At 71.9% G+C, this 24,039-nt stretch carries 26 protein-coding genes and 2 pseudogenes; 9 read left to right on the plus strand and 19 right to left on the minus strand.

What is annotated here, in order from left to right; translation table 11 throughout:
• Nucleotides 1–2: 2 nt before the first annotated feature.
• Nucleotides 3–620 (minus strand): nucleotide exchange factor GrpE, encoded by a 618-nt coding sequence (locus F8R89_RS35285; protein WP_151787837.1) that lies wholly within the window; start codon nucleotides 618–620, stop codon nucleotides 3–5.
• 9 nt (nucleotides 621–629) lie between these two features.
• Complete coding sequence (gene dnaK, locus F8R89_RS35290; RefSeq protein ID WP_151787838.1) at nucleotides 630–2,540, minus strand: molecular chaperone DnaK; 1,911 nt, start codon at nucleotides 2,538–2,540, stop codon at nucleotides 630–632.
• 311 nt (nucleotides 2,541–2,851) lie between these two features.
• Here dnaK and F8R89_RS35295 point away from each other — a divergent pair, with 311 nt between their 5' ends.
• The gene (locus tag F8R89_RS35295; protein ID WP_151787839.1) at nucleotides 2,852–4,630 is read left to right on the plus strand and encodes a helix-turn-helix domain-containing protein; all 1,779 of its coding nucleotides are present in this window, start codon (nucleotides 2,852–2,854) and stop codon (nucleotides 4,628–4,630) included.
• Between the two features lie 33 nt (nucleotides 4,631–4,663).
• Here F8R89_RS35295 and F8R89_RS35300 read toward each other — a convergent pair whose 3' ends face one another.
• From F8R89_RS35300 to F8R89_RS35310, 3 genes are all read right to left on the minus strand, one after another.
• Complete coding sequence (locus F8R89_RS35300) at nucleotides 4,664–5,176, minus strand: hypothetical protein (RefSeq protein WP_151787840.1); 513 nt, start codon at nucleotides 5,174–5,176, stop codon at nucleotides 4,664–4,666.
• A 95-nt stretch (nucleotides 5,177–5,271) separates the two neighbouring features.
• A complete protein-coding gene (locus F8R89_RS35305) occupies nucleotides 5,272–5,658 on the minus strand; it encodes a hypothetical protein (RefSeq protein ID WP_225994586.1) in 387 nt (128 codons plus the stop codon).
• Nucleotides 5,659–5,675: 17 nt separating this feature from the next.
• Nucleotides 5,676–6,050, minus strand: a complete 375-nt coding sequence (locus F8R89_RS35310; RefSeq protein WP_151787841.1) for a peptidase inhibitor family I36 protein — start codon at nucleotides 6,048–6,050, stop codon at nucleotides 5,676–5,678.
• A gap of 347 nt (nucleotides 6,051–6,397) precedes the next feature.
• Between F8R89_RS35310 and F8R89_RS35315 the strand changes: the two genes are divergently transcribed.
• The gene (locus F8R89_RS35315; protein WP_225994587.1) at nucleotides 6,398–7,288 is read left to right on the plus strand and encodes a winged helix-turn-helix domain-containing protein; all 891 of its coding nucleotides are present in this window, start codon (nucleotides 6,398–6,400) and stop codon (nucleotides 7,286–7,288) included.
• Between the two features lie 26 nt (nucleotides 7,289–7,314).
• On the opposite strand, the gene F8R89_RS35320 is transcribed toward F8R89_RS35315, so the two are convergent.
• Entirely contained in the window at nucleotides 7,315–8,127 is an 813-nt protein-coding gene (locus F8R89_RS35320; protein WP_192806314.1) for an alpha/beta fold hydrolase, read from the minus strand.
• 87 nt (nucleotides 8,128–8,214) lie between these two features.
• On the opposite strand from F8R89_RS35320, the gene F8R89_RS35325 reads away from it, so the two are divergent.
• Together F8R89_RS35325 and F8R89_RS35330 are read left to right on the plus strand one after the other, a co-directional pair.
• Nucleotides 8,215–8,397 carry a hypothetical protein gene (locus F8R89_RS35325; protein WP_151787843.1) on the plus strand — a complete coding sequence of 61 codons (183 nt, stop codon included), beginning with the start codon at nucleotides 8,215–8,217 and terminating at the stop codon, nucleotides 8,395–8,397.
• A 134-nt stretch (nucleotides 8,398–8,531) separates the two neighbouring features.
• Nucleotides 8,532–9,197 carry an HAD family hydrolase gene (locus F8R89_RS35330; RefSeq protein WP_151787844.1) on the plus strand — a complete coding sequence of 222 codons (666 nt, stop codon included), beginning with the start codon at nucleotides 8,532–8,534 and terminating at the stop codon, nucleotides 9,195–9,197.
• A 26-nt stretch (nucleotides 9,198–9,223) separates the two neighbouring features.
• Here the strand turns inward: F8R89_RS35330 and F8R89_RS35335 are convergent, their stop codons facing one another.
• From F8R89_RS35335 to F8R89_RS35350, 4 genes are all read right to left on the minus strand, one after another.
• Nucleotides 9,224–9,937, minus strand: a complete 714-nt coding sequence (locus tag F8R89_RS35335) for an SDR family NAD(P)-dependent oxidoreductase (protein ID WP_151787845.1) — start codon at nucleotides 9,935–9,937, stop codon at nucleotides 9,224–9,226.
• Nucleotides 9,938–10,008: 71 nt separating this feature from the next.
• Nucleotides 10,009–10,296 (minus strand): hypothetical protein, encoded by a 288-nt coding sequence (locus F8R89_RS35340; RefSeq protein WP_151787846.1) that lies wholly within the window; start codon nucleotides 10,294–10,296, stop codon nucleotides 10,009–10,011.
• Nucleotides 10,293–11,423 carry a hypothetical protein gene (locus tag F8R89_RS35345; protein WP_151787847.1) on the minus strand — a complete coding sequence of 377 codons (1,131 nt, stop codon included), beginning with the start codon at nucleotides 11,421–11,423 and terminating at the stop codon, nucleotides 10,293–10,295. The genes F8R89_RS35340 and F8R89_RS35345 overlap by 4 nt, the downstream gene beginning before the upstream one ends.
• Nucleotides 11,424–11,460: 37 nt before the next feature.
• Nucleotides 11,461–11,931: a hypothetical protein gene (locus tag F8R89_RS35350; RefSeq protein WP_151787848.1), complete on the minus strand. Its 471-nt coding sequence runs from the start codon at nucleotides 11,929–11,931 to the stop codon at nucleotides 11,461–11,463.
• 157 nt (nucleotides 11,932–12,088) lie between these two features.
• On the opposite strand from F8R89_RS35350, the gene F8R89_RS35355 reads away from it, so the two are divergent.
• Nucleotides 12,089–13,006 (plus strand): DUF6891 domain-containing protein, encoded by a 918-nt coding sequence (locus F8R89_RS35355; RefSeq protein WP_151787849.1) that lies wholly within the window; start codon nucleotides 12,089–12,091, stop codon nucleotides 13,004–13,006.
• A 94-nt stretch (nucleotides 13,007–13,100) separates the two neighbouring features.
• Here the strand turns inward: F8R89_RS35355 and F8R89_RS35360 are convergent, their stop codons facing one another.
• Nucleotides 13,101–13,472: a hypothetical protein gene (locus F8R89_RS35360; RefSeq protein WP_151787850.1), complete on the minus strand. Its 372-nt coding sequence runs from the start codon at nucleotides 13,470–13,472 to the stop codon at nucleotides 13,101–13,103.
• A gap of 95 nt (nucleotides 13,473–13,567) precedes the next feature.
• Nucleotides 13,568–14,182, minus strand: coding sequence for a CGNR zinc finger domain-containing protein (locus tag F8R89_RS35365; protein ID WP_151787851.1), 615 nt, complete (start codon nucleotides 14,180–14,182; stop codon nucleotides 13,568–13,570).
• 128 nt (nucleotides 14,183–14,310) lie between these two features.
• On the opposite strand from F8R89_RS35365, the gene F8R89_RS35370 reads away from it, so the two are divergent.
• Nucleotides 14,311–15,054, plus strand: a complete 744-nt coding sequence (locus tag F8R89_RS35370; RefSeq protein WP_151787852.1) for a metallophosphoesterase — start codon at nucleotides 14,311–14,313, stop codon at nucleotides 15,052–15,054.
• Between the two features lie 105 nt (nucleotides 15,055–15,159).
• On the opposite strand, the gene F8R89_RS35375 is transcribed toward F8R89_RS35370, so the two are convergent.
• Both F8R89_RS35375 and F8R89_RS35380 read right to left on the minus strand, forming a co-directional pair.
• Nucleotides 15,160–16,161 (minus strand): DUF389 domain-containing protein, encoded by a 1,002-nt coding sequence (locus F8R89_RS35375; RefSeq protein WP_151787853.1) that lies wholly within the window; start codon nucleotides 16,159–16,161, stop codon nucleotides 15,160–15,162.
• 111 nt (nucleotides 16,162–16,272) lie between these two features.
• Nucleotides 16,273–16,443: pseudogene (locus tag F8R89_RS35380) on the minus strand (oligopeptide/dipeptide ABC transporter ATP-binding protein); the annotation flags it as partial.
• Nucleotides 16,444–16,648: 205 nt separating this feature from the next.
• On the opposite strand from F8R89_RS35380, the pseudogene F8R89_RS37400 reads away from it, so the two are divergent.
• Nucleotides 16,649–17,050: pseudogene (locus F8R89_RS37400) on the plus strand (nitronate monooxygenase); the annotation flags it as partial.
• Nucleotides 16,971–17,288 (plus strand): hypothetical protein, encoded by a 318-nt coding sequence (locus F8R89_RS35390; RefSeq protein ID WP_151787854.1) that lies wholly within the window; start codon nucleotides 16,971–16,973, stop codon nucleotides 17,286–17,288. The pseudogene F8R89_RS37400 and the gene F8R89_RS35390, both read left to right, overlap by 80 nt.
• A gap of 12 nt (nucleotides 17,289–17,300) precedes the next feature.
• On the opposite strand, the gene F8R89_RS35395 is transcribed toward F8R89_RS35390, so the two are convergent.
• From F8R89_RS35395 to F8R89_RS35420, 5 genes are all read right to left on the minus strand, one after another.
• Nucleotides 17,301–18,146: a hypothetical protein gene (locus F8R89_RS35395; protein WP_151787855.1), complete on the minus strand. Its 846-nt coding sequence runs from the start codon at nucleotides 18,144–18,146 to the stop codon at nucleotides 17,301–17,303.
• 144 nt (nucleotides 18,147–18,290) lie between these two features.
• Nucleotides 18,291–19,451: a pentapeptide repeat-containing protein gene (locus F8R89_RS35400; RefSeq protein WP_151787856.1), complete on the minus strand. Its 1,161-nt coding sequence runs from the start codon at nucleotides 19,449–19,451 to the stop codon at nucleotides 18,291–18,293.
• Between the two features lie 104 nt (nucleotides 19,452–19,555).
• Nucleotides 19,556–21,142 carry a VWA domain-containing protein gene (locus F8R89_RS35405; RefSeq protein ID WP_225994588.1) on the minus strand — a complete coding sequence of 529 codons (1,587 nt, stop codon included), beginning with the start codon at nucleotides 21,140–21,142 and terminating at the stop codon, nucleotides 19,556–19,558.
• Between the two features lie 56 nt (nucleotides 21,143–21,198).
• On the minus strand, nucleotides 21,199–22,401 hold the full coding sequence (locus F8R89_RS35410) for an AAA family ATPase (RefSeq protein ID WP_151787857.1): 1,203 nt from the start codon (nucleotides 22,399–22,401) through the stop codon (nucleotides 21,199–21,201).
• 249 nt (nucleotides 22,402–22,650) lie between these two features.
• Nucleotides 22,651–23,043 carry a winged helix-turn-helix transcriptional regulator gene (locus F8R89_RS35420; protein WP_225994589.1) on the minus strand — a complete coding sequence of 131 codons (393 nt, stop codon included), beginning with the start codon at nucleotides 23,041–23,043 and terminating at the stop codon, nucleotides 22,651–22,653.
• 107 nt (nucleotides 23,044–23,150) lie between these two features.
• Between F8R89_RS35420 and F8R89_RS35425 the strand changes: the two genes are divergently transcribed.
• Nucleotides 23,151–23,987: an enoyl-CoA hydratase/isomerase family protein gene (locus F8R89_RS35425; RefSeq protein WP_151787859.1), complete on the plus strand. Its 837-nt coding sequence runs from the start codon at nucleotides 23,151–23,153 to the stop codon at nucleotides 23,985–23,987.
• The last annotated feature ends 52 nt before the right edge of the window (nucleotides 23,988–24,039 follow it).

Raw genomic sequence — 24,039 nt, forward strand, 5'->3', positions numbered from 1 at the left:
CCTCACTCCCGCTTCGCGACCGTCACGGCGGCGGGCCTGAGCTGGCGTTCGCCGTCCCCGTAGCCCGGGCGGAGCACGGCGACGACCGTGCCCGGTGAGGCGTCGGAGTCCTGGACGACGCCGACCACCTCGTGCCGGGCCGGGTCGAAGGCGACGCCGGTCTCCGCGTGCCGTCGGTAGCCGAGCAGTTCGAGGACGTTCACCGCCTGGTCGCGGACCGCCCGGACGCCCTCCACGATCGCGTCGGGGTCGGAGCCGGCGTGGCTCAGGGCGAGTTCGAGGTTGTCCACGACGGGGAGGAAGGCGGCGGCCGTGCGGGACCGCTCGGACGCCCGCTCCCGCTCCAGTTCCCTGGCGTGGCGCTTGCGGAGGTTGTCGAGGTCGGCGAGCGCGCGCCGCCAGCGGTCCTCGAGCTCCTTCAACTCGGCCGTGTACTCGTCCTCGGGAGGGGTGGGGCCGCCGGCCGCGTCGGGCCCCGGCGCCTCCTCCGTGCCGGGCCCCGCCCCGGCCGGCGAGCCGGAACCGGGCAGATCCCCTCGCGGAGGGAGGACGGCGCCCTCCGGAGGCGGGTCCGCCGGATCCGGCACGGCCGGGTCGGATTCCCTGGGGTGGATCGGCATGGCGGTTCCTCAGTCCTTGTCGAACTCGGCGTCGATGACGTCGTCGTCACCGCCGGCCGGGCCGCCGTCGGCCGCACCGCCGCCGGTGGCGGCCTGGTCGCCACCGCCCGTGCCGGTGCCCGGGCCGGCCTGATGGGCCACCAGGCCCGACAGCACCTGCTGGAGCTCGGAGGTCAGGGGCCGCACCCGCTCCACGCCCGCCTCCTCCTTGACGGCCGCCCGGGCGTCCGACACGAGCATCTCGGCGCGTGCCTTCTCGTGCGCGGGCGCGGCGTCGCCCAGCTCGGCGAGGCGCTTGTCGACCTGGTACGCGACGGCGTCGAGCTCGTTGCGGGCGTCGACGGCCTCGCGCAGGGCCTGGTCCTCGCTCCGGTTGCGCTCGGCCTCCTGGACCATGCGCTCCACGTCGCCGCGGTCCAGATTGGAGCTCTCGGTGATGGTGATGCCCTGCTCCTTGCCGGTGTCCCGGTCGCGGGCCTTGACGTTGAGGATGCCGTTGGCGTCGACGTCGAACGTCACCTCGATCTGGGGCTCGCCGCGCGGCGCCGGGCGGATGTCGGTGAGCTGGAAGCGGCCGAGCACCCGGTTGTCGGCGGCCCGTTCCCGTTCGCCCTGGAGGACGACGATGTCGACGGCGGGCTGGTTGTCCTCGGCGGTGGAGAAGGTCTCGGTGCGGCGCACGGGGATGGTGGTGTTCCGCTCGATGATCTTCGTCATCACGCCGCCCCGCGTCTCGACACCCAGCGACAGGGGTGTGACGTCGAGCAGCAGGACGTCCTTGACCTCGCCCTTGAGCACCCCGGCCTGGATCGCGGCGCCCAGGGCCACGACCTCGTCGGGGTTGACGCTCATGTTGGGTTCCTTGCCGCCGGTCAGCCGGCGCACCAGCGCCTGGACGGCCGGGATGCGGGTGGAACCGCCGACGAGGATCACCTCGTCGATGTCGCTCTCGCCGACCTTGGCGTCGGCCATGGCCTGCTGCACCGGACCCAGGCACCGCTCCACCAGATCACCCGTGATCTGCTCGAACGTGGACCGCATGACCGAGTCGGTCAGATGCTTCGGGCCCGACGCGTCGGCCGTGATGAACGGCAGGCTGACCTGCGTCTGCGTCACCGAACTCAGCTCGGTCTTGGCCTTCTCCGCCGCCTCGAACAGGCGCTGCAGGGCCTGCGGGTCCTTCCGCAGATCGATCCCGTTCTCCTTCTGGAAGTCGTCCGCGAGGTGGTCCACCAGACGCCGGTCGAAGTCGTCACCGCCCAGGTGACTGTCGCCCGCCGTGGAACGCACCTCCACCACACCGTCACCCACGTCGAGGATGCTCACGTCGAACGTGCCGCCGCCGAGGTCGAAGACCAGCACCGTCTCGTGCTGCTTCTTGTCCATGCCGTACGCGAGGGCGGCCGCGGTCGGCTCGTTGATGATCCGCAGCACCTCGAGTCCCGCGATCCGCCCGGCGTCCTTCGTGGCGGTGCGCTGGGCGTCGTTGAAGTAGGCGGGCACCGTGATGACCGCCTCCGTGACCCGTTCCCCGAGCTGCTTGGAGGCGTCGTCGGCCAGTTTGCGCAGCACCTGGGCGCTGATCTCCTCCGGCGCGTAGAGCTTGTCGCGCACCTTGAACCGGGCGACACCGCCCGGCCCCTCGACGACGTCGTACGCCACCGCCTTGGCCTCGTCCGAGATCTCGTCGTAGTGCCGCCCGATGAACCGCTTCGCCGAGTAGATCGTGCCCTTGGGATTGAGGATCGCCTGGCGCCGGGCCAGCTCGCCGACCAGCCGTTCCCCGGTGTCGGTGAACCCCACCACGGACGGTGTCGTGCGGTTGCCCTCGCTGTTGGGCACGACGGAGGGCTCGCCGCCCTCCCACACGGCGATCACCGAGTTCGTGGTGCCCAGGTCGATGCCCACTGCCTTGGCCATGAGGACTCCTCCCGGTGCGCCGGCCTGCGCCGCACCTACGGATCCGATCGTTCATGTGGGGCCGGCCGTCCGTCGGCTCCGGTGGGCGGCAGCCCGCCCAGCGGCCGTACGGCCCCATCGGCCGCCCCGGCATCCACCCAGACTCGCGAACCGGGCGGCCCGGCGCCTGCGCCCGGCAGGTCAAAGAACGGGAAACCGGTGGCCCCCCGAGCATGAGGCGAAATCCCGCAGCTTCGGGTGAGCCGGTCGAAAAGGGGTACGCAGTGTCCGCCCACCCTTGTGCGGGCGAGCTGGGGAAAGGGAGTGATCCCATGGCCGGTAGCTGGGCCCGGCACATGCGCGGAGACCGTCCCGTCCGGGGAGGCCGCCCTTCACGGGGCCCGTCCGTGCGGCACTCGACGGCCCCGCACAGCGGGTCCCGCGCGCACCTCCCCGGCCCGGCCGACTCCTTCCCCGAGCTGCTGGCGGTCTCCCGCGCCCTGTTCGACACCCGGGACGAAGGCGAGATCCTCCGCCTGGCCATGGACCAGGTGCCTGCCGTCGGCCCGTACAGGGCGGAGGCCGGATACCTGAGCGTGCACGGCGAACTGGTCCCCAGCCCGCCGGGCGGACCGGGCCACGCTCCGGCCGTCGACCGGACGGTACGCGAGCTGGCGGGGCAGGACGGCCCCGTCGCGGTACCGGGCCGGTCCCGGGGCCGGGCCCTGGCCCTGCACGGACCCGGTGGGCTGCACGGCTGTCTCGTGGTGACCTCGCACTCGCGGCCCACCCGTGCCCAGCACTTCCTGCTCTCCGTGCTGGTCCGCATCACCGCCGTGGCCCTGTCGGTCGCCGCCGCGCACCGCCGCCAGCAGGAGGACGCCGCCGAGCTGCACCGGCTGCGAGACGAACGGGCGACCCTCCAGCAGCGGCTGATCTCCCTCGTGGTCGAGACGGGACAGCAGCGGGCCGTGCACCAGGCGTTCGCCGACGTCGCGGCCTCGGGCGGCGGCGAGGAAGCCATCGTCGGCGCCCTGCACGAGCTGACCGGGTTCCCGGTACTGGTGGAGGACCGCTTCGGCCGGCAGCGCTCCTGGACCGGCCCGGACCGGCCCGACCCCCTTCCGGAACCGGACCCCGTACGGCACGAGGAGATGATCCAGCACGCCGCCCGCCTGGGCGGACCCGTGCGGATCAAGGATCGGCTCCTCGCCGTGATCCGCCCCCGGGGCGAGGTCCTCGGCGTGCTGGCCCTGATCGATCCCAGGAACGAGGCCGACGACTTCACCGTGTTCGCCTTCGAGCACGCCGCCACCTCGCTCGCCCTGGAGCTGTCGCACCTGCGCCAACTCGCGGAGGTCGAGCTGCGACTGCGCCGCGAACTGGTCGACGATCTGCTCGCGGGCACGGACGAGGCGAGCGCCTACGGACGGTCCGAGGCGTTCGGACACGATCTGCACCGCACCCAGTACGTGGTCGTCGTGCAGTGGAGGAGCCGCTTCTCCGACGACGCCTTCGCACGGACCGTGGGCCGGGCGGCCTCCGCCGTGGGCATGCGCTCCCTGGTGAGCCGGCGGTCCGACCACGTGGTCCTGGTCGCCGAGGGCAGGCCCGACGACCACGCCCTGTACGAGGCGCTCGCCCGCGAGACCGGATCACGTCACGGGACGATCGGGATCAGCGCCCGCTGCGACACCCCGCAAGGCATCCCCGGCCGCTACCAGGAGGCACTGCGCGCCCTGGAGGTACGCCGACGGTCCCGAAGCCGCTACGGCACGACGTTCTTCGACGACCTCGGCCTCTACCGCATCCTGGGGCCGGGCAACGACTACCAGGAACTGCAGGGGTTCGTCCGGGAGTGGCTCGGACAGCTCATCGACTACGACGGCCGGCACAGCGCGGCGCTCGTGGAGACCCTGTCCCGGTACTTCGACCACGGCGGCAACTACGTCGAGACGGCGGAGTCCCTCACGATCCACCGCAGCACGCTCCGCTACCGGCTCCAGCGCATCCGGGAGATCAGCGGCTACGACCTCACGAACGTGGAGGACCGCCTGAACCTGCAGGTCGCGACCCGGGTCTGGAAGATCATGCTGGGCGGATCCGGGTGAGGAGCCCCTTCCGGCGGCGCGGGCGCCCGGCGGTCACCCAGTGGCGGCGGCCCGCGGTTCCACCGTGCAGCGCTCGAGGGTGTCCACAAGACCCGCGGTCGTGACGCGTACCCGGTAGGTGGTCGTTTCCTTCGCGGGAACCCACACCGGGTTTCTGATCTTGGTCATCCTGGAGCCCTGGGCGTACAGGAAGCTGATCTTCAAGGCGAAGGTGCCGTCGCGCCCATTGGGATTCGTGACTTTCACGGTGGCGCGCGGGTCCGACGGGCTCGGACAGCTCACGAGCACCGCCGATCCGTCCTTCAACGGCTCGGCGGGCTCGGTGGGTCCGGTGGGTTCGGCAGCCTCGGTGGAAGGGGAGGCGGTCGGCTGTGAGGCGGGTGCGCCGGCGCTGCCGGCGGCGCTCGGCTCCGTGGCCGGAGTGACGCTGGTGGAGGTGCGTGCCGTCGGGCTTCCCGTGGCGCATCCCGCCGACAGAACCGACAGGCTCACGAGGATCGTCGCCGACACCGCGAGGGATCCGGGCCCTCGCCCCTTCATGTACATGGCGTCACCCTACCTGCGGAACATCCCGCGGCACGCCGCCGGCCGGTGGGACCTCGCACCGGCCGGCGGCGTGGGTCAGTGGGGCCCCGGGGGTCTCAGCACTCACCCCTCCACACGACCCGCGTGATGGTGAGCCCCGCCTCGGCGTTCGCCTTGTACCTGCCCGGGCCCGGGTTGTAGTGGAAGCAGTCCGTCGACGGCTGACCGCCGACATACGACGTCACGTCGACGTGGTCGGCGCCCGGGTAGGCGACCCCGTTGTTGAAGACGGAGCCGACGGCCAGGTTCCCGGACCAGTTGCCGGCGACCCTGAGGACGAGCCGGCCGGACTGGCCGGCGCCGCTGTAGGCGCAGAAGTAGCCCTTCCCGCACCCGGCGCGATCGGGCTCGGCCGACGCCGGCGGAGCCACGGCCAGAACTCCGGCGAAGGCGGCCGCCACGGCTCCGGCGCCCAGTACGGTGAGTCGCTTTCCGGTCAGCACGACGCGTCCCCTTTCCGTCAGCACTCGCCGCGCCAGACGACCTTGACGACACGGGTGCCCGGCACCGCGTTCGCCTTGTAGGCGCCCGGACCGGGGTTGTAGTGCAGGCACGCGGTCTCGGTTCCGCCGTCGACCGTGTACGTCACGCTGACATGGTCCGCTCCCGGGAAACGCACCCCGTTGTTGAACGCGGAGCGGAAGGCTACGCTCCCGCTCCAGTTTCCCTTGGTTTTCAGCACGAGTTGACCGGTCTGGTTCTCCCCGCTGTAGGCGCAGAAGTATTCCTTCCCGCAGCCCGGTGGATCGGCCTCGGCCGCCGCGCCGGACGCGTCGACCAGCACGATGGCGAGAGCGGCCGTAGCCGCCGCCCCGATGGCAGCACGTGTGCGCATGTGGTTCTTCCCCCTTGAACGACAGTGCGACAAGCTTGGTCGCGTACGTCATTCAGGCTGCCGTTCGGCGCCGGCCACGGCCAGGTGATTCGGCGCCCGCCGAAAAAGGCTGCTGGTATGCCCGGACAGGGGTGCGCATCGGGCCGGTTGGCGTGAAAGGTGATATCGCGGTCACCGGTGCCACGGGACCATTGATTCCGTCCCGCGCTGATTTCTTCAGTTGAACACGTGACTGACTGCGATGGAATTCCGTGCTCCGAGTCCATTTCACGCGAGAAGACCTGCTCCGAACCCGAGTCGCCGACGCACCCGATCCTTTATGGGAACTCGTACTCAGCGTAAACCTTTTGGCAACGCGTCAGGGACGGGCCGTATTCGACCCATGGCGTACGGACGCCCGCACCGCGCTGCGCGGGCTGCCCCGCCACCAACTCCACCTCGTCCGGGCACTCGCTCCGCCCCGCGGCAGCTTCCCCGACTTCCTCAACCCCCCGGAGGCCTCGCACGGGCTGGCGGAAGGCGTCGAGGCCGTGCTGTCGACGCCACGCCGGCGGCTGGGCGAGGAGATGTCCGTGCTCACCAGGCCACCGAGGTGGCTGCGCCCGCTGGCCGACGGCGAGCCCGCGGCACTGGACTTCCTCGGGAAGGCACTCCACGGCTACTTCCACGCGGCCCTTGCCCCGTACTGGCCCGCCGTCCGGGCACAGGTCGAGGCCGACCGGGCGGTGCGCGCACGGGACCTGCTGCGCGGCGGCGCCGACGCACTGCTGTCCGGTCTGGGGCCGTCGATGCGCTGGCGTCCACCGGTGCTGGAGACGGCCTACCCGTTCGACCGCGACCTGCGCCTCGACGGCAGGGGACTGCTCCTGGTGCCGTCCGTGTTCTGCTGGCAGGCGCCGATCACGTTGACCGACCCGGCCCTGCCGCCCGTACTGGTGTATCCGGTGGCCCGCTCGTACCGCTGGTGGCCGCCTCAGCAGCCGGGCACGGAGCCCCGCACGCTCGCCAGGCTCCTCGGCCACGGCAGGGCCGTCGTCCTGAGGGCACTGGAGGACGGATGTACGACGAGCGAGGTGGCCCGGCGGGTGGGCGTGACGCCCGCGACGGCCAGCGAACACGTCGGGATCCTGCGGGAAGCCGGACTGGCCGCCTCCGTCCGTGACCGCAACACCGTGCTGCACGTCCTCACCCCGCTCGGCGCCAGCCTCCTGACGGCGAACGGCTGCGGCCGGCGGTGAGCGCCGTGCCGTGCGGGCCGGGGACGTCAGCCGAGGCCGCCGAGGAAGTCGAGCAGGACGGAGTGCAGGACACCGGGCTGTTCGAGGTGCAGGTCGTGATGGGTGCCGGGGACGCACAGGGCCCGGGTGGCGGGCCGCCTCCGCAGCATCTCGTCGGCCTCCGGCTCCTGGAGGAAACTGGACCGCGCCAGCACGAGCAGAGCCGGGCACGTGACCCGCTCCCACTCCGGCCAGAAGGACCGCCGGGCGTTCTCCGCCAGTGAGCCGACCATGACGTCCCGGTCGAAGCGGGGCCACCAGCCGTCCTCGCGTTCCTCGAGCCCGGCCGCCCAGCCCGCGCCGACCGCCCCGCGTCCGAGGAACGCGGCAGCCGCCTCACGCGACGGGAACGGCGTCGGCCAGGAGTCGAGCCACGCGCCGACGGCCGCGGGAGTGTCCGGGCTCGGACCGCCGGCACCGGCCTCCACGAGCACGAGCCCACGCACCCGCCCGGGGTGCGCGGCGGCGGTGAGCATGGCCGTGTGCCCGCCCAGCGACTGGCCGACCAGGACGGGCCGCTCCAGCGCCAGCCGCTCGACGACGGCGAGGACATCGGCGACGTAGGCGGCACGGGACACGTCCTTCGGGCGCCGCTCACTGCCGCCGTGCCCGCGCTGGTCGAGGGCGACGACCCGATACCGCGGACTGAGCCGCTGCGCCAGCGTGTCCCATTCCCCCGCATGGCCCGCCAAGCCGTGCAGCAGCACCACCGGCTGTCCGGACCCGCCCCAGTCCCGGCACACGAGCCGGACGCCGTCCCGCTCCACCACCCGCTCCGACCACGCCACCTCGGCCCCCATCCCCGGACGATCCGCTGACCCGCGGGATTCCCTGTCGGACCCCTGGGTACTCCCGCAACCACCACTGTCCACCGACACCGGAGAGTCATGACAGGCACGACGGAGAACGACAAGCCGAACCGCTTCTGCAAGGCGTGCGGCACGCCCGCCGGCGAGGGTGAGCTGTGCGCGCACTGCGGTGCCGTCCTGGACCTGCCCGACAAGGCGGGACTGGTCGAGGACCAGGGTGCCGGGGTCCGACGGGACCTCGCCGACGAGACGCGCCCGTAGATGCCGACGAGACGCGCCTGTGGAGACCGACGGGACGCGCCCGTAGAGCGGGCACCCGTCGTCCCGCGGGCGGGGCGGGTCGGGGCGGGCGTGAGGGGCCGTGTGAGCAGGGCGTCGATGGGTAGCCGGTGCGGGTGACGAAATCCCCCATCGCCGTCCTCGATGTCGACGGCACGCTGATCGACTCCAACTACCACCATGCCCTCGCGTGGTATCGCGCCCTGCGCTCGGTGGGCGAGATCTGGCCGGTGTGGAAGCTGCACCGCCTGATCGGCATGGGCGGGGACCAGCTGGTCACCGCCCTCGGAGGCGAGGACCTGGAGCGCCGGGTGGGCGACCGGGTCCGGGAGCAGCAGGGGCGCGAGGTCGACGCACTGCTCGACGAGATGGCGCCGTTGCCCGGCGCCCGTGACCTGCTCCTGGCCATCAAGGAACGCGGGCACCGGCTGGTGCTCGCCAGCTCCGGCAAGGAGCGGCACGTGGACGCCTTCCTCGACAAGCTGGACGCCCGCGAGATCGCCGACGACTGGACCAGCAGCGCCGACGCCGAGGCCTCCAAACCCGCGCCGGACCTGCTGCACGTGGCGCTCGGGAAGCTGGGTGCGCCGTCCGACGCGGCGAGTGTGATGATCGGCGACTCGGTGTGGGACGTAGAGGCCGCGAAGCGGGCCGGGATGCCGGCGATCGTCGTGCGCTCCGGCGGCTTCGGCGACGACGAACTGCGCAACGCGGGCGCCATCGCCCTGTACGACACCCCCGGCGACCTCGCGAAGGCACTGGACGACACCCCCCTCGCCTGAACCTCGCCCGAAGGCGTCGGCGCCCGTCAGTGGCCGGCGCTCCGGCCGCCGTCGACGGGCAGCGTCACACCGGTCACGAAGGACGCCTGCTCGAGGTACAGGACCGCCTCGACGACGTCCCTCACCTCGCCCGTGCGGCCGAGCGGATGCTTCCGCGCGAGGTCCGCGTCGTCGTCGCCCGCGTGCATGGGGGTGCTGATGATGCCCAGGGCCACCGCGTTGCTGCGGATGCCGTGCGCCGCGAACTCGACGGCGAGCGACCTGGTGGCGGCTTGGAGGCCGCCCTTGGTCAGGGAGGCGAGGACCGAGGGGTCGGTGGAGCTGGGGTGGTCGGCCAGGCTGGTGGTGATCTGGACGACGTGCCCACCGCCCTGCCGGAGCATCTGCTCGACGGCGAGCTGGGTGATCCGGAAGAAGCCGGTCAGGTTGACGCCGATGATCGCCTCGTAGTCCTCCTGGGAGTACTCCGTGAACGGCTTGCCGATGAACAGGCCCGCGTTGTTCACCAGGGTGTCGACGCGGCCGAACCGATCGATCGCCGCGGCGCACACCCGCTCGGCCGTGGCCGGGTCCGCGATGTCGCCCCGCACGGCGAGTACGTCCGGGTCGTCGGAGGGACCGATGGAGCGGGAGGTCGCGACGACCCGGCGACCGAGCGCGCGATAGGCGTCGACCAGGCCCGCCCCGATGCCCTGCGACGCACCGGTGATCACGGCGACCTTGCTGTCAGGACCATTCACGTTTCCATAGTGACGCCGGTCCGCGGAGCGCGCGCTCCCGACGGCCGTCCGGGCGTGGACGCGGGCCGGCGTCAGCAGTCCTTACCGGCGTCGCACTGCCAGCCGGAGAAACCGCCCTCGCGGGGATGGTCGATGTCCTGGTCGAACTGGACGAAGCCCCAGGCCACCCAGGCGATGAAGACGACACACAGGGCGAGGAAGATCCACAGCGCCGTCTTCTTCAGACGACCGGCCCTCGCGTCGCTCTGGTCGGTGCCGTCGGTCCGGTCGGTGCCGTCCGTGGACTTCGTGGCGTCGGTGGCGTCAGTGGCGTCCCGCTCGGGCCGGGGCGCCCCGGCGGGGGAGTGGCGGCCGCTCATGAGCGCGCCGTCATCTCGTCGGACGAGCCGGAAACGTCGAAGTCCCGGGCCATGCCGGAGGTGTGCAGGTGCGCGATGTCGGCCTGCTCCAGGTCCATGCCCGCCGGGCCGGGCCCGCCACCCGACACCGTGGCGCGGTGCTCGCTGGGGATGCCCCAGTCGTACCGCTTGCGCACCTCGACGTGGTACGTGATCTCGTCTCCCTGCTTCTCACCGACGAGACGGTACTGGAAGTGGTTGAGCGCGTAGTACCACTCCATGCTGCGGTCGCCGTCCGCCGGGTTCGGGGCCGTGGAGGACCAGTCGGTGGTGAACTGCCCGTCGCCGCGCTTGCGTACGTCGTTGGCGAGCGTGCCGTCGACGTCCTTCCGGAAGGCGGGGATCTCGTCCATCATCTGCTGCGGCTCCACCTCGACCGGCTTGCCGCTGCCGTCGAGGTAGTGCTGCACCAGGCCGGCAGCCGTCGGCCAGCCCTTCATCACGGCGAAATAGGCGGCGACGTTGTTCAGCTGGTTGTAGACCTGACGGTCCTTGGCGGTGGGCTCCACGATGCCGAACCGCCGGTTCTCGGACTCGAAGTTGCCGACCGTACCGAAGATCACCTTGAGGCTCTTCGCCAGCCACTCGTCGTCCTCGGTGGCCTCGTCCAGGAGTTTGCGCACCCGCTTCTCGATGGAGTCCGCCGTCCGCCTGCGCTCCTCGAGCATCTTCGGGGCGTCCGGGTCGTTCCGGTCGTAGATGACCTGCCACTCGACCGAGCCGGAGTCCGAGATGTCCATGCCCTCGGTCCGCGCCTCGCGCTGGAGGTTCTCGGCGCGCAGCTTCAGACCGGCGAGGCCCTTCACGCCGCCGCGGCCGGTGGCCCCGTCGGCCTCCTTGTCCAGGAAGTTCCTCAGCGCCTTGACTTCCTTGTCCAGCGCGTCGATGTCCATCTGGATCCGGTCGCAGTACTCCTGCGCGGCCCGGCCGCCCTCGCCGCGCCAGTGGTCCTCGTGCAGCGGTTTCACCACGTCGTCGTGGAAGCCGGCCCGCGCCTCCGTCAGCTTGCGGTGGACCGTCACCCATTCATCGGCGAACGTCTCCAGTCCGGCGACGTCGAGTTGCAGCAGTGCGTAGAAGCCGGGCATGTCCTGTCCCCGTGTGTGCCGGTGCGGTCGGTGGTCCTCAGGTGAACTGCGAGGCGGTGCGCGTCTCGTTGTCGTCGTAGGCGTCCGCGCTGAGACGGAAGTTCGTCGCCGCCTGGTCGAGTCGCTGCACGACGACGTTGTTCAACGCCTCCCAGCGGCCCTGGAGTTCGTCGAGACTCGACGTGAACTGCCAGCCGTCCGCGGCGCGGGCGAGGTCGGCGTTCGCGTCCTCGGCCACCCCCTTCGTCTTCCGGATGATCTCGGAGGCCGTCTCGCAGTCGGAGGCCCGCCGGCGCAGGAAGGAGGAGGTGACCCCGACGTCCGGCTCGGTGCCCCAGGGCGCGGGTGGTGTCGGGCTGGGGTTCGGCGAGGGCGACGGCTCCGGGCTGGGCCCGCCGCCGTCGCCGGGGGAGGACGGCGAAGGACTGGGGGAGGGGCCAGGAGTGGCCCCGGGCGAGGGTTCCGCCGTCACCGCGTACGCCAGCCTCGGGTCGACGTGCTCGCTCATGATTCCTCCCCGGCCGTCGGCGGGTGCTTCCCCCGTGGAGCACTGCGACGACTCAAATAGAAATGTACAGGACAACTATCTGTGCCTGGGGTCGCCCCGGCGGTGAAGTCCGTTGTCTGTGGCGTGTGTTGTCAGTGGCGTGTGTCAGAGTCTGGGCATGCTCGAGATCACGGTGGAGACGGAGAACTGGGAGCGGCACGTGCGCGTGTCGGCGGATGAGCTGGAGGGGCTGGTCCGGCGCATCGGTGGTGAGGGTGACCGGTTCCTGATCGTCCAGCGGATACCCGATCTGCCCGACGACTTCGCCCAGGTCTGGCATCAGGTCGGCGGCGCCTACACGGTCGAGCATCGCGACGGCTCCGCCGACCGGCACTTCCAGGCGCCGGCGGACACGGCCGAGGCGGTCAGCGCGGCACTGACCGGCTGGGCGCGCCGGAAGGCCCGCTGGGACGAGGACCTGACGTGGTCGCGCCTCGACATGGGACCCGTCAAGGAGGTCCCGCCGCTCGATCTGGACGACGACGAGCGTGGGGAGTTGGAGCAGCGTGTCCGCGAGGTGCTGGCCGGCGGCTATGCCACGCGGGCCGAACTGGCCGAGCTCGCCGAGGACTACCTGGTCACCGCCGACCGCCGGCCCGTCTCGCACGAGCAGGCGGTTGCGCTGGCCAACCGCCTGTGGCTGGAGCGCGTCGCGGAACAGGCCACGTGGGAGGGCGAGACCGACCCCGAACGGCTCACCCGCGCCTTCACGGCCCTGCAAGCGACCGGCGTCACCGCCCGCGAGGACTTCTCCTGCTGCCGCAACTGCGGCGAGTCCGAGATCGGAGCCGAGGGCGGCCCCGACGCCCGCGGCTACGTGTTCTTCCACTCCCAGTCCACGGATTCTGCCGCGTCAGGTCATGGACTGCCGTTGTACTACGGCGGCTTCGACGGCTCGTCCGAGACGACGGCGGCGATAGGCGCCGAGGTCGTGGCCGCCCTCGAAGCGGTGGGCCTCCCCACGGAGTGGGACGGCGACCCCGGGCGCGCCATCACCGTCACGCCGCTGGACTGGCGTCGCCGTCTCGTCGGCTAGGGCAGCGTCAGGCAACCATCGCCTTTCGGCGGACGGCGCCGGGACGTCGCTACCCTGGGGCTGCTGGCCGCGCTGCGATGTGCGGGCGCCGTGTTCAGACCCCGTCTCCGTAACCGGGGTTCGGGGTCCGACGGGGGGTCCACCACTCGGTGAGCCCCCACAGCGCGAGCGCGAGCGTGGCCAAGGCTACGAGTGCCGCGACCCAGGGGCGGTGCACCGATCTGGTGACCAACACCCAGGTGAGGAGCGGAACCAGTGCGCCGCCCAGCACGATGAGCGGCAGGTCGATGAAGAGCACGCTCAGATCGCGGGCATGATTCTCGAAACCTCCGCGGACACTGATCGCGGCGCGCGGTGCCCAGACGAGCGGAGCGGCTGCCGCACCGAGGCCGGCGAGCAGGCATCCGGCGCCGCCCTCGATCTTCTGACTCGTACCCGGGGACCGTTCGGCGGTGTTCTCGACCATGCCCGTGATGGACGCGGCGGCGTGGTGCGCGGTTCCGACGCGGCGGCCGTTTGGTGTGACGGTGGACCTTGCCGGAGAGGGGTACGCGCAGTGGATCATGAGGCGGGATCGCCGTCGGTGGCGAGGCGTCGGCGTTGGTAGTGGCGTGCCGCGCGGGCGCGGTTCCCACAGGACGGCTTGCACCACCCCTGCCGCCCGTGGCCCTGGACGAAGTAGCGCACGCAGCGGGGTGCGGAACAGGCTCGCAGACGGGTGCGCTGCGGCCCGCTCAGGAAGTCGATGGCGGCGCGCGCCAGTGCCGCCGGCAGCCACACCGCCGGATCACCCTCGGCGGACACCAGGCGCACCACCGGATCACCCTCTGGCGGCCACTCCATCCGCGGGACGACCGCGTCGCGAGCCGCGACGCTGTTGATGTACGTCAGTGCCCGGTCGGCCGGCATCAACCGGCCGACGTCCGCCGAACTGGGCGGACCCGGACTGACCGCACGGGCGAAAAGCGCCCTGACCGCCTGCCGTAGCTCGACGATCTCCTGCCTGAGGCCGTCGTCGGCCGCCGCATCGCCAACCGCGACATGACCGCCCAACAGGTCGGCCTGCGCCTGAAGCCACCGGTCCACACCGTGAACCGTGGCGAGGTCGTCGGCCACACCGCCGTCCCCGTCATGGCGGATCGTGCTCGCCAGTTCCAGCGCCAGCCAGCGCTCCACGAGCGTCTCCTTCCTTCGATCGCCGACCACTTGATCACACTCCCTGGCACACTCTAGGGTCTCTAACGGAAAAAGCGAGAGCTTCCGTTAGGCAGTGAGGTGGGCGACCACCTCGGACAGGACGGGGAATGACGGTGTTGCTTGCCCAGATCAGCGACCTGCACCTGGACGGCACGGACAGGGCCACCGAACGGGCCGCCCGCGTCATGGACCACTTGCGGAATCTGCCGCACCCGGTGGACGCGCTCCTCGTCACCGGGGACATCGCCGATCACGGTGCGGAGGCCGAGTACGAGGAAGCCGCCCGCCTTCTGACGGCTCCCTTCCCGGTGCTCACCTGCCCCGGCAACCACGACGTCCGCCCGGCCTACCGCAAGGCCCTGCTCGGAGAGGCCCCCGACGACGGCCCGATCAACCGCGTCCACCACATCGCCGGGACCGCCATCCTGATGTGCGACTCGACCATTCCCGGCCGGGACGAGGGGCGACTCGACGCCGAGACGCTGGGCTGGATCGACGACCAGCTCACCGCACTGCCCGCCGGCACCCCAGCGCTCGTCGCCTTCCACCAACCGCCCGTCGAACTCCACCACCCCCTGCCCGACTCCGGCAGACTCGAACAGCCCGAGCAACTGGCCGCGCTGCTCGAGGCACACCCGCGGGTGGCCGCCGTCCTGACCGGCCACGCCCACACGGCCGCCGCCTCCACCTTCGCGAGCCGCCCCCTGATCGTCGGCCCCGCCATCACCTGGACCCTGCGCCTGCCCTGGGAGGGCGACCACCCGGCCGACCGTGACCAGCCGCCCGCGCTGGCCTTCCACGTCCTGGACGACGACCGGCGCCTGACCACCCACTACCGCGTGGTGCTCTGACCGTGCCGTCCTCAGCGGACTCGCCGGTCCGGTCCGCTCAGCCCCGAAGGCGGGAACAAGGCGTGTACTGGTGGGGCTCGTGGGCCCCGGCAGGCGGACGGACCGTCACCCACCCACCTTCCCGGCATCGATGCGCTGCCCCCGCGTCGCGTCCACCACGATCGGGATGCCCTGGGGGATCCGCCCGTTCAGGCGGTCCATGAGGGACTTCACCGGGGGGAGTTCCCCGGGCGTACGGACGTGCACATACAGGGTGCGGGAGTTCGCGTCCACACTCGTGACGGACGCACCCGGCTGGGAGGCCAGCCACTCCCTCGCCACGTCCTTGGTGCGGCCGGTCCACACGTTGAGCAGCAGTGTGGCGGCGGTGTTGGCCGCCAGCGGGACGAAGACGACGGCGAACAGCAGCGCCATGGCGGCCGACGTCCGGCCGGCGGGGCGTCCGGCCGCCCTGTCCGCCTCCGCCGCGTACCCGAGCGAGGCGAACACCACCATGCCGGCGAAGACCAGGGCGAAGAGGTTCGACACGAACAGCGCCAGTGATCCCAGCGCAAGCCATCCCGACAGCTTCCCCAGGCACACCCCCGTCACCACCAGCGGCGGGACGAGCGAGATGGCGATGGCGACACCGGGGAGCACGGAGGCGACGTCCCGGCGGGCCAGGGCGATCGCGCCCGCCAGACCGGTGGCGAGGGCGGCGACCAGGTCCATCAGGTCCGGCGAGGTCCGCGACGCGATCTGGCTGTTGGACAGCAGGTCGTAGTGGTCGGGCAGCGCCAGCGACATGACCATCCCCAGGGCGACGGCGAGCAGACCCCCGAGGAGGACGACCATGACCGAGCCGGTACGGCGGCGCAGTACCGAGCCGAGGGCGATGCCCATGATCGGCGTCGACAGCGGCGCGATGATCATGGCGCCGATCACGGTGGCCGTCGAGTCCGTCAACACGCCGGCGCCCGCGATGACCGCCGCCAGCGTCAGCATCGTCCAGAAGGCCGACCGCTTGGACGTGGTGTCGCCGGAGCCGAGGACCAGATCCTCGGTCAGTTCGTCCAACGTCCGGCGCTGGGCGGCCGGCAGGACACGGGCACGAACGCTGCTGAGCATGAGCCCAAACCAACCATGACGGGGCCGGGTGACCAGGGCAGGACACGGCGACGCCACCGACCGGCACCTCCCGCCGAGCCTCGCCGGGAGGCCCCCGACCCCGCCGTCAGGTCACCCGGCGCTCCCGTCTCCCTCCCCCTGCGGACGCACACAGTGCCACCGGTGCCCGTCGGGGCCGTCCGAGGCGGCGGGGAACGCGGTGGCGCAGGCGTCGTCCGCCTTCCAGCAGCGGGTGCGGAAGGGGCACCCCGAGGGCGGGTTGGTGGCCGACGGCACCGCACCACCCGGCCCAGGTACAGCACAACACCCTGGTCCGGATGGCGCTGGCCGCCAAGGCCGGCGGAGCGGCGGCCGTCCGCGTCAACGACCCCGAGGTCGTGGCGGCGACGGTCGGCGCGGTCGACCTGCCCGTGATCGGCCCGTGGGAGGACGGCGACGACGGCGTCTTCACCACCCCCACGGTCCGCCACGCCCTCGCCCTCGTCACGCGGGCGCCACGGTCGTCGCCGCCGACGCCACCGCCCGCCCGCGCCCCGACGGCATCAGGTTCGCCTGCCTCGTCGACGCCGTGCACGCCGCCGGCGCCTTCGTCATGGCCGACGTCTCCACCCTCGACGAGGGCCGCGAAGCGGCCGAACAGGGCGCCGACTTCATGGGCATGCCCCTCTCCGGCTACGTCCCCGGCTCCCCGATCCAGACGGCCCCGGACCCCGCCCTCATCACCGACCTGGCCGTCACGATCCCGGTCCCGGTGATCGCCGAGGGCCGCATCGCGACGCCCGAGCAGGCCGCGGCGGCGCTGGCGGCCGGTGCGCACAGCGTCGTGGTGGGAACGGCCATCACTCCAGGCGATCTCCGCCGGACTGCTGCTGACCGCGTCCTACGGTGAGACGCTGCACAGCGTCGGAGCCCGCGTGATGTACGGGGCGGCGATGCTGTACGTGCTCGCCGCCGTATTGGCGTGGAAGCCGGGCGGCGGCTCGCCCCGGCCCATCCTGCACGCGTCAGGCTTCCTCGCCCTCGCCTCGGTCCAGGTGGTCCTGGGCATCGCGCACGTCCCGTCGGTCCATCTGCCCCTCGGGGTCCTGATGTTCGGGCTGAGCGTGCTGGTGCTGGCGCGGGTCTGACGCCGTCCGCCGTCACGGGCGTTCGTACAGCTGGAGGACACCGGCCAGGGAGAAGCATGCCGCGCCGAGGAAGGTGCCCCAGTTGGCGATGTCGGCGTTGACCAGGCTGCCCGTGGCGGGACGGGTGTAGGCGGCCAGCGCCGAGACCATGAAGAGGACCGAGCCCAGTTGGTTCACGGCGACGATCCACCAGCCGAGGTCGCGGCGCCGCAGACAGGGCCAGGCGCGGTGGCAGATCTCGACGAAGCCCAGGTGGCCGGAGATCAGGAACAGCAGGCAGCCGACCACGTCCGGGGCCCAGATGAGCCGGTTGACCTGCTGCACGCTCAGGCCCTGCAGGAACGAGTCGAGCAGGTCGACGGCGAACACCAGCGTCCCGGCGAAGAGGATGAACGTACTGAGCCAGTCCACCCGCCCGGGCTCGTAGCTCCACCAGCGCCAGGCACGGGTGAACAGCCGGCCCTCACCGCCGGGTTCGTGACGCGGGGCGTTGACGACCTGGAGCAGGGAGGCATAGCCGCCGGTGTTGAAGAACAGGCCGCCGGCGAAGTAGATCGAGGCGCACGTGGTGGCGTCCCCGGAGCCGACCTGGGCGACCCCGGCACCGGCCGCGAACAGCGCGCCGCCGAGGACGAAGGCGATCGCCGCGATCGCGTTGAGCCTGCGCAGACGGCCCAACGCACGATCGTCACCGCTGACGCTTCGCCCGGCCGGTGCTCCGGACGGACCGGCCGTGAGGACACCCCGGCGCCGGGCCGGCCGCGACTCCCAGACGGCGGTACCGCCCCCGGGCGGCTGCCAGGTGAGCCGCGTCGTGAACGGCCCCGCGCCCTCGGCGCGCTGCTCGACGGGTGTCATGCGAGTGGGGTGGCGGCGTCACGGAACACGCGTCGACTCTGCCAGAACACGGGCCGCGGAACAGGGATTGCCCGGCGTCCATCCGTATGACGCCCGCCGTCCGGCTCCACCGTCCCTCCGACCAGGAGAGCGGGCGACGACCGGTCAGGAAGTGGACCTCAAAGGCGGCGCCTGCCATGTCAGTGTGGGCGGCTGGAGCAGGGGCGGGGGCTCGGGCCCGGGGTCTTCGGTGTCGACGACTCCGGCGGTGGTGTGGTCGAAGCCGTCGGGCCAGCGGGTGTGCGCACTGGCCAGGGCGCCGGTCAGGCGTGCTCCGCCGAGGTCCGCGGTGCTCAGGTCGGTGCCGCGCAGGTCGGCCATACGGAGGTCGGCGCGGTGGAAGACCGCGCTGTGGGCGTCGGCCTTCCGCAGGTTGGCCTCGCGCAGGTCGGTCTCGGTGAAGTCCGCGTCACGCAGGTCGGTTTCCACCAGCTTGGCGCCCCGCAGGTCGGACAGGACGCACCGAGCGCGGCGGAGAACCGCGGTCGTGAGGTCGGCGTGCCGAAGGTTGACGGAGACCAGGGACGCCTGGGTCAGATTGGCGCGGTAGAACCCCGCCGCCTCCATGCAGGAGCGGTCGAAGTTGACCTCGGGGAACCACAGTCCGTCGCAGTCGGCCCGGCGCAGGTCGGTGATGCTGAGGTTGACCCAGGACTGCTCCCGTCGCTGGCACAGCACGCCGAGCCCGGTCAGGGCGACCTGGGCGTCGGCGGAGCGGGTCTCCAGGGGCGCGATGTCGTTGATGGGCGTGTCCGCCACCGGCGCCTCCGGCCCGGCGGGTGGCCACGGCAGGTGGGTCCGCAGGTACGCGGCCTGGAGGGAGATGATGGCCTCCCGGTCGCGGGCGGACTGTTCCGCGATCCGCCACAGCGCGTGCAGCCCGCCGATGCGCACGTCCCGCTTGTCGCTGCCGAGCTGGTCGACGGCCCGGCTGAACCGATCGGTGACGTAGCCCTCCTGGGCGGCGCGCAAGCCGTCCTGACTCACCCGCAGTTGCCGCCAGGTGGCGTACGCGCCGAAGAGCACGACCAGACCGCCGACCACCTGCAGCAGCGTCGTACGGACGTCGTTGACCGCCGTCAGACGATCCTCCGCGGCGACGCTCGCCCCACCGAGATCGTGGTCCACCACCGCGCCCGGCAGTACGACGAACAGCGTGCCCAGCGCGACCAGTCCCGCCCCGGCCAGCAGACCCGCGGCCACACGGCGCCTGACCGGCCCGTCGTGCCACCGCCGCCGCCCGCCGTCCGGTTCCCCCCAGTCCATGGGCAGGCAGCCTAGGCGTCGCCCGGAAGACGATCAAGGGCGCTGAGCGCCGGCCCGACGCGTGCGAACCTCCGCGCGGGCTCGCCGAGTTGCTTCCGGCCGGGTCAGATGACGCGGAACAGATCGGCGGCCGCGTGGACGTCCGTGAGGTCCTCGATGGAGCGCAGGTTGTCGCACAAGGCGTCCAGGACCGAGACCGCGGCGGCCGCGGGCGGCACTCCGACGGCGGCCCCGAAGACCCGGAAGCCCAGCCGGCGCTTGGTCTCCCTCCACTGGCGCATCCACGTCTCGGTGACGTCGCAGTCGTCGTCGGTGATCATCACGATGTCGCCGCGGGACCGGGACGCGTCGTCGAACTCCTGCTGCAACAGGTCGGCCGCCGCACTCAGCGGTCTCTGATAGTCCGTGCCACCGCCGAGGAAGGTCTCCGCGAACTCCAGGACGCGCTCGACAGGAGCCGGCCCGTCGGCCGGGAAGCGGAACACCTGGAGCTTGTCGGCGGCGGAGAACAGGATGCCGACGAAGTCCCGCCGGGCGTGGCGGGCCTGGTCGAGGAGCGCCAGGGCACACCCCTTGGCCCACGCCTCCCTGGTGACGCCGCCGGGGCCCGCCTCGTACATGGAGTGCGAGGTGTCGACGCACGCGATGATCGCGCCGCGCCCCGACGTCTGGTCGCCCCGGCTGTCGTACAGCATGAGTTCCCCGGCGGCGTAGCGCGCGGCGAAGACGGCACGCAGTTCCGGCAGGCCGAGGTGGGCCAGTTCGGAGGGGACGATGCGGGAGAGGTCGTTGCCGAGGGTGACGCCGATCAGTTCGCCGCTGGTGTGCTCCACCTTGCGGGCGCGTTCGCCGCGGGCCATCTGCCGGAAGCGGCCGATCAGGTCGGCCCACTGGGCGAGGTGGCTGGAGGACAGCCGCTCGGCGAGCCGCAGGCGTTCGGCGAAGGGCATCCGCTCCGTCTGGCCGGGGCCCACACCCCACGCCCGCATCAGGTCGGCTTCCTTGCGTGCGGCCGTGGCGGCCCGCGCCGCTGCCGCATGGGAGACGGCGCGGAGGCCGGGGGCGGCAGCGGCCAGGGCCTGCGTGGCGGTGTTCATGGCCTGTTGAGCTGCCGCGCGGGCCGCCTCGGCGGCTTGCCGAAGGGTGTGGCTGTCCGGCTCCACCTGGCCCGGGTCCACCTGCCCCTGGTCCGCCTGCCGCAGCGCCTCCGCCGCATCCGCTGCCGCCCTCTCGGCAGCCAGCTGGGCCCGCCCGGCCTCCTCGGCCCGGCTCTGGGCCTCGTCGGCGCCTTCCAGGATGCGGCGCAGCGCGGGCGCCAGGGCGAGTACGGACACGGCGGCGGCGTACGGATCGCCGGCTGTCGTCCGCTGCAGTTCGGCGAACTCCGGCGGCTCCATCAGCGAGGTGAGGACGCAGTGGTTGACCAGCCGGGTGGGGGCCAGCGTCGCGGGGTCGCGCAGCCGTGGCCGGGCTCGATAGGCGGCCAGGAACACGTCGGTCAGCAGGTCGGCCGCGCCTTCGTGGCGGGCGCGCAGCTCCGCGGCCAGATCGCGCAGGGCCGTCGACTGGGCGCGGGTGTCCTGCCATGTGGCGATGTCGAAGCGGTCCGCGACCACGGTCAGCGTGTGCCGCTGCACGGGAGAGGCGGGCGGGGTCGTCGGCGGGTCGGAGCCGGGCGGTGTGTCGGTCACGGTGCGCAGTCCTGGAGCCGGGGGGAAGAAGGTCAAGGGCCGGAGGTGGGGGAGTGTCAGGGCTGGGCGTCCACCATGCTGGTGTCCAGACCGAGGGCCTCCGTGAGCACGCGGGCCCGCACCGCCCGCTGGCGGAGTGTCACGCGGTCGATCGTGGTCGTGGAACGACCGGCGCCCGCTGCCTCCGTACGCAGCTGCTCCAGACGCTTCCCGGCTGTGGCGAGCTTGTTGTGGGCGTTCTTGATGACCCAGTCGCTCAGCGCCTCACGGGACTGACCGGCCATGGCGTCGAGTTGCGTCTCCAACTCGTCGAGGGTGTCGGCCAGGTCGAGCGCCTCCTTCGCGTCCGGGTTCACCAGGTGCAGCACTTCCCGCTCGACGACGGGGCGTTCGGCGGGGGAGTTCCACAACACGTGGGTCAGCACCGGCAGGTCGGTCTCGGTGACCTCCGGGCGGCCGTCTACATACGCCGATGCCTGGAGCAGACCGACCGCCTGCCGCCAGCGTCGGTCGGAGGCGATGAGTTCCTTGCGCCGCAACGCGGCCCGCAGGGTGCAGACGGCGTCGACCATGGCGTCGGGGACCTCGATCGCCGGGACCGCCTTCGTGACGGCGTCCTGCAACTCGGCGAGCTGGATCGTCGTCGGGGCGGAGACCGGCGCCGGTGCGCGGACGGCGGAGCGGACCAGGGCGGCGAAGTTCGAGGGGTCGGTCAGGTAACCGACCTCGATCCGCACCAGCAGGCGGTCGTAGATGGCGGCCGCGTCCTCCTCGTCCGGCAGCTCGTTGCTCGCGGTGATGGCTCCGATCAGAGGGCACCGGATCGGCTCGCCGCCGTTCTCCGGGTGGTAGATCCGCTCGTTGAGGTAGCCCAGCGTCTCGTTCAGTGCCGCCGTCGAGCACTTGAATATCTCGTCGATGAACGCGACATGGGCGGTCGTGGCGCGGCCCTCGTAGACCTGGCGGTACTCGCCCCGGGCCAGGGCGCCGACGTCGATGGGGCCGAACATCCTGGTGGGAGCCGTGAACTTGGACAGCAGGATCTCCCAGTAGGAGGCGCCCTCGACCCGGCCGGTGAGTTCCCGGGCGAGCTCGGACTTCGCCGTGCCGGGCGGGCCGAGCAACAGGGAGTGCCGGCCGGCGAGCAACGTCACCACGAGGGTGCGCACCACGTCGTCCCGTTCGTAGAAGCGCTCCGACAGCTCGCCGATGATCGTCCGCAGCTTCCCTGCGGTGGCCTGCGCGTCGGCTTCACTCATGTGTGTTCTTCACGGCTCCATGGTCGAGGGTGGCTCTGGGCGCTCTGGGCGCTCTGGGCGCTCTGGGCGCTCTGGGCGCTGTGGGGGTCGTGGGTGCTGTGGGTGTCGTGGGGACTGATCGCACGGTTCTCGAACATATCCGGCGGGACGATGAGCGCGGGCCGGTTCCGGACAGCGGGCGCGTTCGGTGCCGGGTGTCGGGTGCCGGGTGCCAGGTGCCGGGTGCCGGAGAGGACCGCGGCCGGAGGACTACCGCCCCGACGGCCTGCCGTCGTACTCCTGCTGGGCGGACAGGACCTCGTCGCTGTGCTCGACCGTCCAGTCGTACAGGCGCGTGAAGGGTTCCCGGAAGGACTCGCCGAGCGGGGTGAGGGAGTACTCCACGCCGACGGGCGAGGTCTCCAGCACGCGGCGCCGGATCAGGCCGTTGCGCTCGAGTCTGCGCAGCGTCTGCGTCAGCACCCGCTGCGTGACGCCCTCCAGCTGCCGCTTGATGTCGTTGAACCGCGTCGGCTGCTCCAGGACCGCCAGCACCATCATCGACCACTTGTCGGCGATCTGGTCGAGGATGGGCCGGCTCGGGCACTCGGCGCTGAAGCGCGGCATGGGGCGGGGCGTCAGGGACGTGGCGTCGGTATCCATCACGATCCTTGGTTGTCGAAAAGTGCGTTATTGACCGTCCTCGACGCAGAGCCGAGGGTAGGTATCCATCGCAAACCTACTGGCTCATCGCAAACCTTGGAACTCTCATGAACCTGGACCTGTACACGACGCTGCGTGTCGCCGTCGACGCCGGAGTCGCGCGGATCACCTTGGACAACCCTCCGGTCAACGTGCTCAGCGGAACGATGATCCGCGAACTGCACGACGTGCTGGGGACGTTGAGGAACGACGACTCGGTCCGGGTCGTCGTGTTCTCCAGCGCCGACCCCGAGTTCTTCCTCGCCCACGTCGACATCCACATCCTCGACGAGATGGACGGCCTCCAGGCGATCGCGGACCGCAACCCGGACGCCAACCTCTTCCAGGGGGTCGGCGAGCTGCTCCGCCACCAGCCACAGGTGACCATCGTCAAGCTCGCGGGGACGGCACGGGCGGGTGGCGCCGAGTTCGTCACGGCCGCCGACCTGACCTTCGCCGCGCGGGAGACGGCCGGCATCGGCCAGAGCGAGGTGCTGATGGGCATCGTGCCGGGCGGCGGGGGAACGCAGTACCTGCGCGAGCGGGTCGGTCGCAACCGGGCGCTGGAGCTGCTGCTCACCGGCGACCTGGTGGACGCGGACACCGCGGCCGCCTACGGGTGGATCAACCGGGCGGTTCCGGCAGCGGAGCTGGACGCGTTCGTCGACCAGGTCGCGGAGAGGATCGCCGCGCTGTCGCCGCACGTCATCGCCGCCGCCAAGCGGTTGGTCCCTCCCGCCGACCTGAGCGACGGCCTGAGAGCGGAGGACGACGCATGGGCCGACCTGGTCAGCGGCGACCTGCCCGCCCGGCTCATGGCGGGAGCCCTGGAGCACGGGGCGCAGACCCCCGCGGGCGAGCGCGACCTGGAATCGCTGATGAGGCGCGTCGCCGCCGACCTGTAGGCGCGCCGCGCGGCCCGTACGCCACTACGCCACAGCACCCCACCCCCACACA

The organism is Streptomyces sp. SS1-1 (assembly GCF_008973465.1).
In the GTDB taxonomy this organism is placed as follows: domain Bacteria; phylum Actinomycetota; class Actinomycetes; order Streptomycetales; family Streptomycetaceae; genus Streptomyces.

Coding starts and splice junctions, on each gene's coding strand:
- F8R89_RS35350 (WP_151787848.1), bottom strand. CDS start 11,931: ATGAGCGAGCACGTCGACCCGAGGCTGGCGTACGCGGTGACGGCGGAA.
- F8R89_RS35340 (WP_151787846.1), bottom strand. CDS start 10,296: ATGAGCGGCCGCCACTCCCCCGCCGGGGCGCCCCGGCCCGAGCGGGAC.
- dnaK (WP_151787838.1), bottom strand. CDS start 2,540: ATGGCCAAGGCAGTGGGCATCGACCTGGGCACCACGAACTCGGTGATC.
- F8R89_RS35370 (WP_151787852.1), top strand. CDS start 14,311: ATGACGGTGTTGCTTGCCCAGATCAGCGACCTGCACCTGGACGGCACG.
- F8R89_RS35425 (WP_151787859.1), top strand. CDS start 23,151: ATGAACCTGGACCTGTACACGACGCTGCGTGTCGCCGTCGACGCCGGA.
- F8R89_RS35395 (WP_151787855.1), bottom strand. CDS start 18,146: ATGACACCCGTCGAGCAGCGCGCCGAGGGCGCGGGGCCGTTCACGACG.
- F8R89_RS35375 (WP_151787853.1), bottom strand. CDS start 16,161: ATGCTCAGCAGCGTTCGTGCCCGTGTCCTGCCGGCCGCCCAGCGCCGG.
- F8R89_RS35320 (WP_192806314.1), bottom strand. CDS start 8,127: ATGGGGGCCGAGGTGGCGTGGTCGGAGCGGGTGGTGGAGCGGGACGGC.
- F8R89_RS35295 (WP_151787839.1), top strand. CDS start 2,852: ATGGCCGGTAGCTGGGCCCGGCACATGCGCGGAGACCGTCCCGTCCGG.
- F8R89_RS35360 (WP_151787850.1), bottom strand. CDS start 13,472: ATGGTCGAGAACACCGCCGAACGGTCCCCGGGTACGAGTCAGAAGATC.
- F8R89_RS35400 (WP_151787856.1), bottom strand. CDS start 19,451: ATGGACTGGGGGGAACCGGACGGCGGGCGGCGGCGGTGGCACGACGGG.
- F8R89_RS35410 (WP_151787857.1), bottom strand. CDS start 22,401: ATGAGTGAAGCCGACGCGCAGGCCACCGCAGGGAAGCTGCGGACGATC.
- F8R89_RS35310 (WP_151787841.1), bottom strand. CDS start 6,050: ATGCGCACACGTGCTGCCATCGGGGCGGCGGCTACGGCCGCTCTCGCC.
- F8R89_RS35355 (WP_151787849.1), top strand. CDS start 12,089: ATGCTCGAGATCACGGTGGAGACGGAGAACTGGGAGCGGCACGTGCGC.
- F8R89_RS35420 (WP_225994589.1), bottom strand. CDS start 23,043: ATGGATACCGACGCCACGTCCCTGACGCCCCGCCCCATGCCGCGCTTC.
- F8R89_RS35325 (WP_151787843.1), top strand. CDS start 8,215: ATGACAGGCACGACGGAGAACGACAAGCCGAACCGCTTCTGCAAGGCG.
- F8R89_RS35300 (WP_151787840.1), bottom strand. CDS start 5,176: ATGTACATGAAGGGGCGAGGGCCCGGATCCCTCGCGGTGTCGGCGACG.
- F8R89_RS35285 (WP_151787837.1), bottom strand. CDS start 620: ATGCCGATCCACCCCAGGGAATCCGACCCGGCCGTGCCGGATCCGGCG.
- F8R89_RS35345 (WP_151787847.1), bottom strand. CDS start 11,423: ATGCCCGGCTTCTACGCACTGCTGCAACTCGACGTCGCCGGACTGGAG.